13 protein-coding genes are annotated in these 14,026 nt (G+C 71.3%); 11 read left to right on the top strand and 2 right to left on the bottom strand.

Annotated features, from left to right (window positions below; translation table 11 throughout):
- Positions 1-150: 150 nt before the first annotated feature.
- Positions 151-996 carry an HAD family hydrolase gene (locus tag QMZ92_RS05120; protein ID WP_283296039.1) on the bottom strand — a complete coding sequence of 282 codons (846 nt, stop codon included), beginning with the start codon at positions 994-996 and terminating at the stop codon, positions 151-153.
- Positions 997-1,617: 621 nt separating this feature from the next.
- Between QMZ92_RS05120 and ssd the strand changes: the two genes are divergently transcribed.
- The 7 genes from ssd to QMZ92_RS05085 all read left to right on the top strand — a co-directional run bounded on the left by ssd (position 1,618) and on the right by QMZ92_RS05085 (position 6,652).
- Positions 1,618-2,688: a septum site-determining protein Ssd gene (gene ssd, locus QMZ92_RS05115; RefSeq protein ID WP_283296157.1), complete on the top strand. Its 1,071-nt coding sequence runs from the start codon at positions 1,618-1,620 to the stop codon at positions 2,686-2,688.
- Entirely contained in the window at positions 2,685-3,833 is a 1,149-nt protein-coding gene (locus QMZ92_RS05110) for a TadA family conjugal transfer-associated ATPase (RefSeq protein WP_283296038.1), read from the top strand. The genes ssd and QMZ92_RS05110 overlap by 4 nt, the downstream gene beginning before the upstream one ends.
- Positions 3,830-4,681: a type II secretion system F family protein gene (locus QMZ92_RS05105; protein ID WP_283296037.1), complete on the top strand. Its 852-nt coding sequence runs from the start codon at positions 3,830-3,832 to the stop codon at positions 4,679-4,681. Before QMZ92_RS05110 ends, QMZ92_RS05105 begins: the two co-directional genes overlap by 4 nt.
- Positions 4,674-5,465, top strand: a complete 792-nt coding sequence (locus QMZ92_RS05100; protein ID WP_283296036.1) for a type II secretion system F family protein — start codon at positions 4,674-4,676, stop codon at positions 5,463-5,465. Before QMZ92_RS05105 ends, QMZ92_RS05100 begins: the two co-directional genes overlap by 8 nt.
- A gap of 272 nt (positions 5,466-5,737) precedes the next feature.
- A complete protein-coding gene (locus QMZ92_RS05095) occupies positions 5,738-5,875 on the top strand; it encodes a DUF4244 domain-containing protein (RefSeq protein ID WP_283296035.1) in 138 nt (45 codons plus the stop codon).
- The gene (locus tag QMZ92_RS05090; RefSeq protein ID WP_283296034.1) at positions 5,862-6,278 is read left to right on the top strand and encodes a TadE family type IV pilus minor pilin; all 417 of its coding nucleotides are present in this window, start codon (positions 5,862-5,864) and stop codon (positions 6,276-6,278) included. Before QMZ92_RS05095 ends, QMZ92_RS05090 begins: the two co-directional genes overlap by 14 nt.
- Complete coding sequence (locus QMZ92_RS05085) at positions 6,275-6,652, top strand: Rv3654c family TadE-like protein (RefSeq protein ID WP_283296033.1); 378 nt, start codon at positions 6,275-6,277, stop codon at positions 6,650-6,652. Before QMZ92_RS05090 ends, QMZ92_RS05085 begins: the two co-directional genes overlap by 4 nt.
- Before the next feature lie 142 nt (positions 6,653-6,794).
- Here the strand turns inward: QMZ92_RS05085 and QMZ92_RS05080 are convergent, their stop codons facing one another.
- Entirely contained in the window at positions 6,795-9,410 is a 2,616-nt protein-coding gene (locus tag QMZ92_RS05080; protein WP_283296032.1) for a DEAD/DEAH box helicase, read from the bottom strand.
- A 78-nt stretch (positions 9,411-9,488) separates the two neighbouring features.
- Here QMZ92_RS05080 and QMZ92_RS05075 point away from each other — a divergent pair, with 78 nt between their 5' ends.
- From QMZ92_RS05075 to QMZ92_RS05060, 4 genes are all read left to right on the top strand, one after another.
- Entirely contained in the window at positions 9,489-9,842 is a 354-nt protein-coding gene (locus QMZ92_RS05075; RefSeq protein WP_003967428.1) for an STAS domain-containing protein, read from the top strand.
- A 135-nt stretch (positions 9,843-9,977) separates the two neighbouring features.
- A complete protein-coding gene (locus tag QMZ92_RS05070) occupies positions 9,978-10,427 on the top strand; it encodes an ATP-binding protein (protein ID WP_283296031.1) in 450 nt (149 codons plus the stop codon).
- 272 nt (positions 10,428-10,699) lie between these two features.
- Positions 10,700-13,096: a sodium-translocating pyrophosphatase gene (locus tag QMZ92_RS05065; RefSeq protein WP_283296030.1), complete on the top strand. Its 2,397-nt coding sequence runs from the start codon at positions 10,700-10,702 to the stop codon at positions 13,094-13,096.
- A 233-nt stretch (positions 13,097-13,329) separates the two neighbouring features.
- The gene (locus tag QMZ92_RS05060; protein ID WP_283296156.1) at positions 13,330-14,004 is read left to right on the top strand and encodes a small secreted protein; all 675 of its coding nucleotides are present in this window, start codon (positions 13,330-13,332) and stop codon (positions 14,002-14,004) included.
- The last annotated feature ends 22 nt before the right edge of the window (positions 14,005-14,026 follow it).

The raw sequence follows: 14,026 nt of genomic DNA, 5'->3' as shown, positions 1-14,026 counted from the left end.
TGGGTGCTCAGCGTCCATGCTCGGTCCGTGGGGCCTTTGTTGCGTAGAAGGTGATCCTCTCGGATGTCCCAGGTCTCGCGGGCCGTTAATTCATTTGTACTCCAGCGGTACGACAAGCGGAACCCCTGACCGCACTTTTTACTTTCAATCTCAAGTGCGGGCAAAGGCAGCGGTGCTGCGGCGCCGGTTGGCGTACCAGACGAGGCCGGCGGTGGCCGCCGCCGCTCCCACCGCCGCGGCCGCGAGGAGTGCGGGGCGCGCGGGCATCGTGAAGCCCGGGATGCGCTGCTTCAGTCGCACCGGGCGGTTGAAGACGAGGGTCGGCCACCCGCGTGAGGAGGCCTCACGGCGCAGCGCCCGGTCGGGGTTGACCGCGTACGGATGACCCACGGCCTCGAGCATCGGGACGTCGGTGACGGAGTCGCTGTAGGCGTAGCAGCGTTCGAGGTCGTACCCCTCGGACGCGGCGAGCTCCTTCACCGCCTCGGCCTTGGTGGGTCCGTACGCGTAGTACTCCACCTCTCCGGTGAAGCAGCCGTCCTCGCCTACCACCATCCGCGTCGCCACCACGCGATCGGCGCCCAGCAGCTCGCCGATCGGCTCGACCACCTCGGCGCCCGAGCTGGAGACGATGACGACGTCGCGGCCGGCGGTGTGGTGCTCCTCGATCAGGGAGGCCGCCTCGTCGTAGATGATCGGGTCGATCAGATCGTGCAGGGTCTCGGCGACGATCTCCTTCACCTGCTGCACGTTCCAGCCCTTGCAGAGCGCGGACAGGTACTTGCGCATCCGCTCCATCTGGTCGTGGTCGGCGCCGCCCGCGAGGAAGACGAACTGGGTGTACGCCGTTCTGAGCACGGCGCGGCGGTTGATCAGTCCGCCGTGGTAGAAGGACTTGCTGAAGGTCAGCGCCGACGACTTCGCAATGACCGTCTTGTCCAGGTCAAAGAAGGCTGCTGTGCGCGGCAAGGAGTGGTTTTCCACGACGCAGAGCATATGCGCCCTCCATTCGGCGTAAGGTGGGGCGCGTGGGTTTGCCTGAGAAGGCTCTCGGGTACACCATGGAAGTCACGGATCGTTCGCGACCGTGCTAACCCGGTCCGACTCCTCCCCCCCCGAGTCGGCCGTGGGGACGACCCCCGCTCTCCCCCCCGGCGGGGGTCGTCGCATGTCCGGACGCATTTTCGCCTTCTGTTGCTGATCGTCCTTACCTCCGTATGCCTGGAACGGGGCACTCCGCCGCCCTCCATCCTTCGTCACTCTGCGTGATTATTGCGCTGCGCTGCGGATGTCATGCCGGAAGTCACCGGTATGGGCTAACGGGATATTCACAAGCGGTGAGTTGTCCACAGTTTTGGAGCAAGATCCACACGATTTTCCGCTGCCCCGCACGGTGATTACGTCCGCGAAGTTCACGGGCCGAAGGAATCACTGATCCCGCATCGATCCCGCCTCCGACGGGAGTGGTGCGGCCACACATGCGGGGCCGGCCGGCTTCCGCGGGAGGCGCCGCGGCAGCGCGGCGAAAGGGGAGGCATCGTGGTGCGACACAGCACGTCCGGCGCGTTCGGCAGGACCGCGCCACCGGGCGCGGCCGGGGCCGCAGGCGGGGACGGATTGTCCGCCGAGCACCGGACGGGACCCTTGATCATCACGGAGGATCCGCCGCTCCTGGACGACCTGCTGAGACTGTGCGCCGCCGCCGGCGCCGAGCCGCAGGTCCACCACGCGGTGCCGGAGGACGGAGGCGGCTGGGAAGCGGCCCCACTGGTCCTGGTCGGCGACGATGCGGCCGCCCGGTGTCTGGGGGCCACCCGCAGACGCGGTGTGCTCCTCGTCGGGCGCGACCAGGACGATCCACAGGTGTGGCGCCGGGCTGTGGAGATCGGCGCCGACTGTGTGCTGCGGCTTCCCGACGCCGAGGGCTGGCTCGTCGACAGGATCGCCGATGTCGCGGAGGGCGTGGGTCGGCCCGCGCTGACCGTCGGTGTGCTCGGTGGACGGGGCGGGGCCGGTGCGTCCACGCTGGCCTGCGCGCTCGCCGTGACCGCGGCCCGTGAGGGCAGGCGCACGATGCTCGTCGACGGGGATCCGCTCGGCGGCGGCCTTGACGTCCTTCTCGGCGGAGAGCAGCAGGAAGGCCGGCGCTGGCCCGACTTCGCGGCGTCCAGAGGCCGGGTCGCCGGCGGCGCGCTGGAGGAGTCGCTGCCATCGGTGCACGGACTGCGGGTGCTCAGCTGGGACCGGGGCAAGACGGTGACGATTCCGCCGGAGGCCATGCGGTCGGTGCTGGCAGCGGCGCGCAGACGCGGTGGAGTCGTCGTCGTGGATCTGCCCCGCCGGGTCGACGAAGGGACGGCGGAGGCGCTGGCGCAGCTGGACGTCGGGCTCCTCGTGGTGCCGGGCGACCTGCGTGCGGTGGCCGCCGCACGTCGGGTCGCGTCGACCGTCCGCATGGTGCTGGGCGATCTGCGGCTCGTCGTCCGAGGGCCGTGGGGCCCGGGGCTGGACGAGCGGTGGGTGGCGGAGGCGCTGGAACTGCAACTGGCCGGTGAACTCCCGCTGGAGGCCGGACTGTCCGCCGATCTCGACGCGGGAGTTCCGCCGGGCGCGGCAGAGCGGGACCCGCTGGCCAGGTTCTGTTCCGCCTTCTGGGCACGGGCGCTCACCGGTGGAGGTGCGGCGTGACGTCGGTACTTCTGGAAGCGGTACGGCAACGGCTCGCCGAGAGCGGGGCCGAGCCCACCCCGGCCAGGGTGGCCGCGGCGCTGCGGGCGCAGGGACGGCTGCTCGGTGACGCGGAGGTCCTCGGCGCCGCCGAGGAACTGCGCTGCGAACTGGTCGGCACCGGGCCTCTGGAGCCACTCCTCGCCGACCCCGCCGTGACCGATGTGCTGGTCTCGGCGCCCGATCGGGTGTGGGTCGACCGGGGCTGCGGACTCCGGCTCACCGAGGTGTGCTTCCCCGACGCGGCAGCGGTGCGCCGGCTGGCGCAACGGCTCGCGGCGGTGGCGGGAAGGCGACTGGACGACGCCCGCCCCTGGGTGGACGCCAGGCTGCCCGACGGCACGCGGATGCACGCGGTGCTGCCTCCCGTGGCTGTCGGATCCACCTGTCTGTCGCTGAGGGTGGTCCGGCCGAGGGCCTTCTCGCTGCACGAGCTGGTGGCGGCCGGCACGGTACCGCCGGGCGGCGACCGGCTGTTCACTGCAATGATCGAGGCCAGGGTCTCGTATCTGATCAGCGGTGGCACCGGCTCCGGCAAGACGACGCTGCTGTCCACCCTGCTGGGACTGGTGGGCGAGCACGAGCGCATCGTGCTCGCGGAGGACTCCGCCGAACTGCGTCCCGACCATCCGCACGTCGTGCGCCTGGAATCCCGCCCGGCTAACCAGGAGGGCGCGGGTCTGGTCACTCTTCGCGACCTGGTGCGGCAGGCGCTTCGAATGCGTCCGGACCGGCTGGTCGTCGGGGAGGTACGCGGTTCCGAGGTGACCGATCTCCTGGCGGCGCTGAACACCGGACACGACGGCGGTTGCGGAACCGTGCACGCCAACACGGCCGCGGACGTCCCCGCCCGGCTCGAGGCGCTCGGGACGGCCGCCGGTCTCGACCGGGCCGCGCTGCACAGCCAGTTGGCCGCCGCCCTGTCGGTCGTGGTGCATCTCGTACGGCGGCGGGACGGCGGGCGCCGGGTTGCCGAGATCCATGTGCTGGAGCGTGACGCGGCCGGGCTCGTGGTCACCGTGCCGGCGCTGCGGTGGGGCGCGGCGCACTTCGTCCGCGAACGAGGCTGGGAGCGACTGCGGTCCCTGATCGGGGGTCCTCGATGACGACGGCGGCGTTGTATGCGGCGGTGTGCGCCGGAGCTGCCGTCTGCCTGACGGCCGGCCGGGACGAAGGGCTGCGGAGGGCGCGGCTGGTGCTGGCGTCCGGCGGCGCCGTGCGACCGGACACCCGATGGCCCTGGGAGCGCTGGCGGCGCCCCTTGGACCGGTTTCGGCGCGAATGGCTGTGCTTGCCGGCGGGCGCTTTCCTGGCCGTGCTGGGCGGTTCGGTGCTGCCGCTCCTCGTGGGTGCGGTGGCGGTCCCCCTGCTGGGGCGGCGGCTGAGGGCGTTCGAGCGCGGAAGGACGAGGGACGGCAGAGCCGGCGCGGTGATCGCTCTGTGCGGCTTTGTCGCGGGCGAGTTGAGGGCCGGCAGTCAGCCGGGACGGGCACTGCTGGCCGCCGGCCGGGCCACCGGAGCGCTGGGTGCTGCGGAGGCGGCGGTGCTGGCGGCCGCCCGGTTCGGCGGGGACGTGCCGGCGGAGCTGAGGCGTGCGTCCGGTGAACCGGGTGCGGAAGGACTGGCCGGGTTGGCCGCCTGCTGGCTCGTCGCCGTGGACAGCGGGGCGGGTCTGGCGACGGGAATCGACCGGCTCGAGGCCGCCCTCAGGGCCGAGCAGGAACAACGGGACTCGTTGAGAGCGCGGTTGGCGGGGGCGTGGTCGACGGTCGTGGTGCTGGCGCTGCTCCCGGCGATCGGGCTGGCACTCGGCTGGGCGCTCGGCGCCGATCCCCTGCGCGTCCTGCTGCACAGCCCCGCAGGGCTGGGCTGTCTGCTGGTCGGCTGTCTGCTGGAGGCCGTCGGGCTGTACTGGGCGACGCGCATCGTACGGGCGGGGAGCGGCCGTGAGTGATGAGTTCATCAGGAGCCTGGGCATCGCCGTTCCGCCGGCCGCGGTGGCGGCCTGGATGGTGAGAGGGCGGCTGCGTCGCCGACAGGCGCGCAGGCGGCTCCACGCACTCCTGGGGCCGGGCTCCGTGCGGCACGGGACGTTGCGTCGTCGGCGCCCTGTTCGAGCGCCGGCCTGGGCGGGTACGTGGACGGCCCCGGTCGTGGCGGTGGTCACCGGCTGGGTCATCGCCGGGGGCATCACCGGGTGTCTGCTGGGGCTTGCCGGAGCGTACGGCCTCCGGAGGTGGCAGCGGGGCCGCGCACGCGACAGGGCGGCGGGCGCCTCGGAGAGGACTGCGATCGACCAACTGCCGCTCGCCGCGGACTTGCTGGCCGCCTGTGTCTCGGCGGGAGCCGGGCCGCGCGAGGCGGCGCTCGCGGTCGGCCAGTCGCTCGGCGGGCCGGTCGGGGAGCGACTGGCACAGACTGCGGCCGAGCTTCGGCTGGGAAGCGAACCGGCCCGCGCCTGGGGGAGGTTCGGGGAGATTCCGGGGGCGGCGAGGCTCGCCCGCTGTCTCGAGCAGGCGGCCGCGACGGGAGCTCCCGCCGCGGAACCGGTCGCCCGGCTGGCTGCGGGACTCCGGGCGGAGAAGGCCCGCATCGCGGCCTCCCGGGCGCAGCGCGCCCAGGTACTGATCACGGCACCGGTGGGGCTCTGCTTTCTGCCCGCCTTCCTCGCGATCGGAGTGGCTCCCGTCGTGATCGGCCTCGCCACGGGGCTGCTGCACGGCAACGGCGGCAACTGACCGGCGGTGGTCCGGATCAGCGCATGACCGGAACTCGGCGGCACTCGGAAGCGGCACCAGCGGCACTGGTGCAGCGAACGGCACCAGCACCAACATCATTCGGAATCGAGGGGATCGACATGAGCGTGACCGATGTGAAGACCCAGGGAGCGGTGTTCACCGGAGCGAACTCCGCGGACTTCGCACGCACCGGGGCTGCGTCTCGGACCAGGGAAATCCTCACAAGGGCGCGTGACCGGCTGTCGGGCCGACTCCCTCGGGGCGATGCCGGAATGACGACATCGGAGTACGCGATGGGCACGATCGCGGCATGCGCCTTCGCAGCGGCTCTCTATCAGGTGATCACCAGCGACACGGTCTCCACGGCACTCGAGTCGATCATCGGGAAGGCGCTCAATGGGCAGTTCTGACACCTCCGGGGCCTCCGGCACCGCGACGTCCGTGCTTCGGCGCTCCTGCCGTGCAGCCGACCGGGGATCCGTCACGGCAGAGGCCGCGGTGGCCGTGCCCGCGCTGGTGGTGTTCACGATGGCGCTCGTCTGGGCGCTGATGGCGGCGTCGGCGCAGATCCAGTGCGTGGACGCCGCCAGGGCGGGCGCTCGCGCGGCCGCCCGTTCGGAGCCGGAGGCCGCGGCCATCTCCGCCGCCCGTTCGGCGGCACCGGCCGGCTCGAAGATCTCCTTGGGCAGGGACGGGGACCTCTGGCGGGTGCGGGTCGAGGCGGCGAGCCCCGGTCCCGGGACAGCGGCCCTCACCCTGACGGCCGAAGCCGTCGCCCTCGCGGAGGACGCGGTGGGGGGCGGCGAACCATGAGGAGCTGCGACAGGGGTTCGGCGACCGTCTGGGTGGCCATGGCGGCGTGCGCGATGTGCGCGGTCTTCGCCGTGGTGCTCGCCATGGGGCAGGCGGTCGTCGCCCGTCACCGTGCGGGCGCCGCCGCCGACCTCGCGGCGCTCGCTGCGGCCGACCTGGCGCTTGAAGGCGCCGGACCGGCATGTGCCTGGGCGGCACGCGTGGCTCGGGCACAGGGAGCGGTGGTCGTGCGGTGCGCGGTTGCCGGTGAGATCGCCGATGTGACGGCCGGGGCCGCCCTCGGCCCGTACCGGCCCGAGGTCAGATCCCGGGCCGGCCCGTCGGCCCCGCCCCGCCCGCCGGGGCCCGCTCCGTCGGCCCGGGCGCGCTCGTAGGGCCCTCGCGGACTGCGGGACCCGTCCGGCCCGTCGGACTCGCCAAGCCTGCCTGACCCGTCCCGCCCGTCCGGAGGACGCGGCCCGGCCGGACCCGCCCGTTCGGCGGACTCGCTCCGGGCGCCGGCCCCGGCGGGATCCGTCAGGCCTCGGGCGCTCCCGGTAGGTCCTGGCGTCCCGGCTTCGCCGGGGCGCCCCGGGCCGGGTCTTGCGTGGCTGCCGGGCCACCCCGGCGGCCCGGTGTTCCCCCGGTCGACTCCGCTTCCCGGCCCGGGGCCCGTCGCGGGTCCGGGGAGTCGGCACCGGGAGCGCCCGGGGCATCCCTCAGGAGGACGGTGAGCAGGCGGACGGCGGCGCGCTTGTGGAGCGGGTCGTTGCCGTTGCCGCACTTGGGGGACTGGATGCAGGACGGACAGCCCGCCTCGCACTCGCAGGAGGCGATGGCCTCCAGGGTCGCGCCGAGCCACTCACGGGCCGTGTGGAAGGCCCGCTCGGCGAAACCCGCACCACCGGGGTGTCCGTCGTAGACGAAGACCGTCGGCAGCAGGGTGTCCGGGTGCAGCGGTACGGAGACCCCGCCGATGTCCCAGCGGTCGCAGGTGGCGAAGAGCGGGAGGAGCCCGATGGAAGCGTGCTCGGCGGCGTGGAGCGCCCCGCCCAGCTGCTCCGGGTTCACCCGGGCGGAGTCCAGCTGGTCCTCGGTCACGGTCCACCACACGGCACGGGTGCGCAGGGTGCGCGGCGGCAGGTCGAGCTTGGTCTCGCCGAGCACCTCACCGGTGATCAGCCTCCGGCGCAGGAAGGAGACGACCTGGTTGGTGACCTCGACGGAGCCGTAGCAGAGACGGCCGGCGCCCCACGGGATCTCGGTGTCGGTCTCGAGGACGGAGATGGAGGTGGTGTCCCGGGCGGTGGTGGAGTAGGGCGGGTTCGCCTCCTCGACGAGGGCGACGGAGTCCTCCAGGTCCAGCCGCTTCACCAGGTACGTACGCCCCTGGTGGAGATGCACGGCGCCGTCGTGGACGGCGGTGTGGGCCGCCGGTTCGTCGACGGTGCCGAGCAGGCGGCCGGTGGCGGCCTCGACGATCTGCACGGGCCGTCCGCCTGCGCCACGGATGTCCGTGAGGTCGGCTGCCCGCTCCCGGCGGGTCCAGTACCAGCCGGCGGTGCGTCTGCGAAGCAGCCCCGCGCTCTCCAGCTGCGGCAACAGCCCGGGGACGGCCGGGCCGAACAGCTCCAGGTCCCGCTCCGTCAGGGGCAGCTCCGCAGCGGCCGCGCAGAGGTGCGGTGCCAGGACGTAGGGGTTGTCCGGGTCGAGGACGGTCGACTCCACGGGCTGCCGGAACAGCGCCTCGGGATGGTGGACGAGGAAGGTGTCCAGCGGGTCGTCGCGGGCGACCAGCACCGCGAGGGCACCTTGTCCCGAGCGGCCGGCCCGGCCCGCCTGCTGCCAGAGCGAGGCGCGGGTACCGGGGTAGCCGGCGATCAGGACCGCGTCCAGGCCGGACACGTCGACGCCCAGTTCCAGGGCGGTGGTGGCGGCCAGCCCGAGCAGTTCGCCCGAGTGCAGGGCACGCTCCAGGGCGCGACGTTCCTCGGGCAGGTAACCGCCCCGGTACGCGGCGACACGCCGTGCGAGGCCCCGGTCCACCTCGGCGAGGCGCTCCTGGCTGATGACCGAGATCAGTTCGGCGCCACGCCGCGAGCGCACGAAGGCGACCGTGCGGACGCCCTGGACGGTCAGGTCGGTCAGGAGGTCCGCAGTCTCCGCGGTGGCCGTACGGCGCACGGGGGCCCCCTTCTCGCCGTGCAGCTCGGTGAGCGGCGGCTCCCAGAGCGCGAAGACGAGTTCACCGCGGGGCGAGGCGTCGTCCGAGACCTCGGTGACGGGCAGACCGGTCAGACGGCCGGCGGCGACGGCGGGGTCGGCGGCCGTTGCCGAGGCCAGGAGGAACACCGGATGCGCGTCGTAGCGGGCGCACACCCGGCGCAGCCGGCGGAGCACCTGGGCGACGTGGGACCCGAAGACCCCGCGGTAGGTGTGGCACTCGTCGATCACGACGTAGCGCAGGGAACGCAGGAAGGAGGACCAGCGGGGATGTGACGGGAGTATGCCCCGGTGCAGCATGTCCGGGTTGGTCAGGACGTAGTTCGCGTACTGGCGGACCCACTCCCGCTCCTCGACGGGGGTGTCACCGTCGTACACGGCCGGTCGCACGCGGTTGCCGAGCGGCGACGCGAGCTCCTTCACGGCGCGGCGCTGGTCGGCGGCGAGGGCCTTCGTCGGGGCCAGGTAGAGGGCGGTGGTGCCCCGTCCGTTGGGCGCCTCCGAGCCGTCCAGCAGGGTGCTGAGGACCGGTGCGAGATAGGCGAGCGACTTGCCGGACGCGGTTCCGGTGGCGATCACGACCGACTCGCCGTCCAGGGCGTGCTCGGCGGCGGCCGCCTGGTGGGTCCAGGGGTGTTCGATTCCGGCCTGCTGGATGGCGTTGATCACTTCCGCGCGGATACGGTGCGGCCAGACTGCATGGCGGCCCGGCCTGGGGGGCAAGTGCTCCGTATGAGTGATGCGCGCAGCCCGGCCCGCCCCCGCGGTGAGCCGGTCGAGGACCGTACCGGGGGAGGGGCTGGTTTCCCCGCTCTCGGCGGGTCGTCTGGGTCGGTGATTCATGGCCATCGGGACCGAGTGTGTCACCGGCGTGACGGACAATGGTCCCAAGGCGTCGTGCATGGCTGCTGGTAAGTGATTGAATGCCATCGCGGCTGGCGATCCGTCCCCTGGCTCCGCCGGGGAGACCGAGGGGCGACCGCTCGATAGCAAGGTGCTGGAGGATCCGTGGACCTGTCCCTGTCGACTCGCAATGTGTCCGGCCCTGGTGGCGACCGCACGGTCGTCGAGGTCGGTGGCGAGATTGATGTGTATACCGCGCCCAAGCTGCGCGAGCAGTTGGTCGAGTTGGTGAACGACGGCAGCTACCACCTGGTTGTCGACATGGAGGGCGTGGACTTCCTCGACTCGACCGGCCTCGGCGTGCTCGTGGGCGGTCTGAAGCGCGTACGTGCGCATGAAGGCTCGCTGCGCCTGGTCTGCAACCAGGAGCGCATTCTCAAGATCTTCCGGATCACTGGTCTGACCAAGGTGTTCCCCATCCACACCACGGTCGACGAGGCCGTCGCGGCGACCGACTGAGTCGCCGCGGGGGTTCCCCGGGGACTCCGGCGCGTTCGGAGGCTCCGGGGAGTCCGGAGGAAGGCCAGGGTGCCGGGCGTCGGCCCGGTGCCCGTGAGAAGCACGCTCGCACGCTCGTACGTCGAGGGGGACCGCATGGCCACCGTTGAACTCCGCTTCAGTGCTCAGCCCGAGCACGTCAGGACGGCCCGCCTCGTGGCGGCGGCCGTGGCGCGGCGGGCAGGGGTGGACGAGGCGGTGCTGGACGAGGTCAGGCTCGCCGTCGGCGAGGCGTGCAGCCGTGCCGTCGGGCTGCACCGCAGTCACGGCGTCACGGCTCCCGTGCGCGTCCTGCTCACCGAGGAGGAGAAGTCCTTCTCCATCGAGGTCGGCGACGAGGTGCCCGTGTCCGGTGTCCCCGCGGGAGCCGAGGCCGGGAAGCACGGCTCCGGTTCCGGTGACGACCACGAGGACGCCGACGGGCGGGACCAGATGGGGCTCGCGGTGATCAGCGGTCTCGTCGACGACGTGGAGGTGACGACGGGCGAGCAGGGAGGTGTCATCCGGATGACCTGGCCGACGAATCCGGTCACGATCGTGTCATGACCCGATGACCGCCCCTGGCGCGCCGCGCTGACGGCGGCATCCGCACCCACCTTATTGAGAGGCCCTGCTGAGCAGGGCCTTTTTCATTTCCCTAGATCATTTATCAAGCGTCAATGCTTTTGCCCCATTACCGCTTTCGGGGGCAATCCCGAGGCGGGATCATTTGGTGGGGAGCGAACGAAGGTCAATTCCATTTGTCGCGCACTGTTTTGATCAGGTTCCGCTCCCTACAATCCGTCCACATCTTGAGCTCTGAACGTCAAGGAGGACGAATGGCGGGGCTCTTCAACCCAACCCTGACCGAACCCACTTCCCTTGCGGCCGCAGTACTCACCGATGACAACAGAATGATCGTAATTGTCATCGCGGTCGTCGCGATCGCGGCGCTGGTCGTCGCCCAGTTGCTGGTGCGTCAAGTGCTGGCGGCCGGTGAAGGAACCGAGTCCATGAAGAAGATCGCGGCAGCCATCCAGGAAGGCGCAAACGCCTATCTGGCACGGCAGTTGCGCACTCTGGGCATCTTCGCCGTGATCGTTTTCTTCCTGCTGATGCTGCTGCCGGCGGACGACTGGTCGCAGAGACTGGGACGTTCGGTCTTCTTCCTGGTGGGTGCGCTGTTCTCAGCCGCCACCGGATACATCGGCATGCGCCTCGCGGTGCGCGCGAATGTGCGCGTGGCCGCGGCGGCGCGTGAGGCGACCCCGGCCGAAGGCGAGCCGGCGAAGGATCTGACGGCCGTCGCGCACAAGGCAATGAAGATCGCCTTCCGTACCGGCGGTGTGGTGGGCATGTTCACGGTGGGCCTCGGCCTGCTCGGTGCCTCCTGCGTCGTCCTCGTCTACGCCGCGGACGCGCCCAAGGTCCTGGAGGGCTTCGGCCTCGGCGCCGCGCTGATCGCCATGTTCATGCGTGTCGGTGGCGGCATCTTCACCAAGGCCGCGGACGTCGGGGCGGACCTCGTCGGCAAGGTCGAGCAGGGCATCCCCGAGGACGACCCGCGCAACGCCGCGACCATCGCGGACAACGTCGGTGACAACGTGGGCGACTGCGCCGGCATGGCCGCCGACCTCTTCGAGTCGTACGCCGTCACGCTCGTCGCCGCCCTCATCCTGGGCAAGGCCGCCTTCGGCGATCTGGGGTTGGCCTTCCCGCTGATCGTTCCGGCGATCGGCGTGGTCACCGCGATGATCGGTATCTTCGCGGTCGCCCCGCGGCGCGCCGACCGCAGCGGGATGTCCGCCATCAACCGCGGCTTCTTCATCTCCGCGGTTGTCTCGCTGGCCCTGGTGGCCGCGGCGGTGTTCGCCTACCTACCGTCGTCGTACGCCGAGCTGAGCGGAGTCACCGAGCCCGCGATCAGGGGCCACGAGGGAGACCCGCGCGTCCTCGCGCTGGTCGCCGTCGCCATCGGCATCGTGCTGGCCGCCCTGATCCAGCAGCTGACCGGGTACTTCACCGAGACCACCCGCCGCCCGGTACGCGACATCGGCAAGTCGTCGCTCACCGGTCCGGCCACCGTCGTACTCGCCGGCATCTCCCTCGGTCTGGAATCCGCCGTCTACACCGCGCTGTTGATCGGCCTCGGTGTGTACGGGGCATTCCTGCTCGGCGGTACGTCGATCATGCTCGCGCTGTTCGCCGTGGCCCTCGCCGGTACCGGACTCCTCACCACCGTCGGTGTCATCGTCGCGATGGACACCTTCGGGCCGGTCTCGGACAACGCCCAGGGCATCGCGGAGATGTCCGGCGACGTCAAGGGTGCCGGGGCGCAGGTCCTCACCGACCTGGACGCCGTCGGCAACACCACCAAGGCGATCACCAAGGGCATCGCCATCGCGACGGCCGTGCTCGCGGCGGCCGCGCTCTTCGGCTCGTACCGGGACGCGATCGCCACCGCGGTCGCGGAGGTGAGCGCCAAGGCCGGGGAGATGGGGCTGAGTCTGGACATCTCCCAGCCCAACAACCTGGTGGGTCTGGTCCTCGGCGCCGCTGTCGTCTTCCTGTTCTCCGGGCTGGCGATCAACGCCGTGTCCCGGTCCGCCGGTTCCGTGGTCTTCGAGGTGCGGCGCCAGTTCCGTGAGCACCCCGGGATCATGGACTACAGCGAGAAGCCGGAGTACGGACGCGTCGTCGACATCTGCACCAAGGACGCCCTGCGCGAGCTGGCCACACCGGGTCTGCTCGCCGTCATGGCGCCCATCGCGGTCGGCTTCACCCTCGGCGTCGGAGCCCTCGGCTCGTACCTCGCCGGCGCGATCGGCACGGGCACCCTCATGGCCGTCTTCCTCGCCAACTCCGGTGGCGCGTGGGACAACGCCAAGAAGCTCGTCGAGGACGGGCACCACGGCGGAAAGGGCAGTGAGGCGCACGCGGCGACGGTGATCGGTGACACGGTCGGTGATCCGTTCAAGGACACCGCGGGCCCGGCGATCAACCCGTTGCTGAAGGTGATGAACCTCGTGGCGCTGCTCATCGCGCCCGCGGTCGTGCAGTTCAGTTACGGCGACGACGCCAACGCCGGCGTGCGGGCGGTGATCGCGACGCTGGCGATCCTGGTCATCGTCGGCGCGGTGTACATCTCGAAGAGGCGGTCGGTCGCGGTGGGTGACGAAGACAACGCCGCCGAGCGGTCGTCGAAGTCACCGGACCCGGCGGTTGTTTCGCAGTAGCTCTCCCTTGGACGAAACGCCTGCTCACAGCACGGGCGGGCATCGTGGTCGACCACGATGCCCGCCCGTTCGCCCACCCGGGGGCAGGCCGGGAACGGAGACCGGTGAGCCTTGTCTCTCATGGGGCAAACAACTGGATACATGGATAAGCCGGACATTCGGCACGGGATTGTTGTGCGGAGGCCGTGTATGTTCCGGGGCCGAGAGCCTTGGAAGGGACCGATCCGGTGAAGGTGAACAAGACGCTCGCGGCCGCCGTGTCCGGCGGTGCGGTGCTGGTGCTCGCGCTGACGGGCTGCAGTGGCGAAGGCGACAGCGACAAGGTGGACGCGTGGGCGAAGAGTGTCTGCGACAAGGCGCAGCCGCAGATCCAGAAGCGGACTGACGCCCAGCAGGCGATCATCTCGACCTCCGTGGACGGCAAGCCCGCCGACATACAGGCGGCCGACTCCAAGGCCTTCCAGGACATCGCCGACGCCAACAAGGCGCTGGCCTCCGCGGTGCAGGCCGCCGGTTCCCCGCCCGGTGAGGGCCAGGAGCAGCTCCGGCAGGACGCGGTCAAGGAGCTCAACGCGACCGCGACGGCGTACCTCGACCTCAAGAAGAAGGTCGACGCGCTCGACCCGAAGAACCAGCAGAAGTTCGCGGACGGCCTGCAGGACGTCGCGAACGGACTGAAGAAGATCCAGAAGATGGACCAGGTCGCCCTCGGCAAGCTGCAGTCCGGCGATCTGGGCCGGGCGATGGGGAAGCAGAAGGGCTGCCAGCGGGCGAAGCCGTCGGCGACCGCTCCCGCGGGCACGGGCGACGGTGCCTCCGAGCCCGGCAGCAAGCCGTCGAACGCGGCCGGCCCGTCGAAGTCTGCCGGATCCGCCGAGCCCGAGGCGTCAAAGGGGACGTCCGAGTAGTCGAGCCGCTGCCGCAGCCGAC

Origin of the sequence: Streptomyces sp. HNM0645 (assembly GCF_030056615.1) — a bacterium.
Taxonomy (GTDB): Bacteria; Actinomycetota; Actinomycetes; order Streptomycetales; family Streptomycetaceae; genus Streptomyces; species Streptomyces marianii.
The sequence above is the reverse complement of the archived record's forward strand: the minus strand, read 5'-3'. Positions and strand labels throughout refer to the sequence as shown.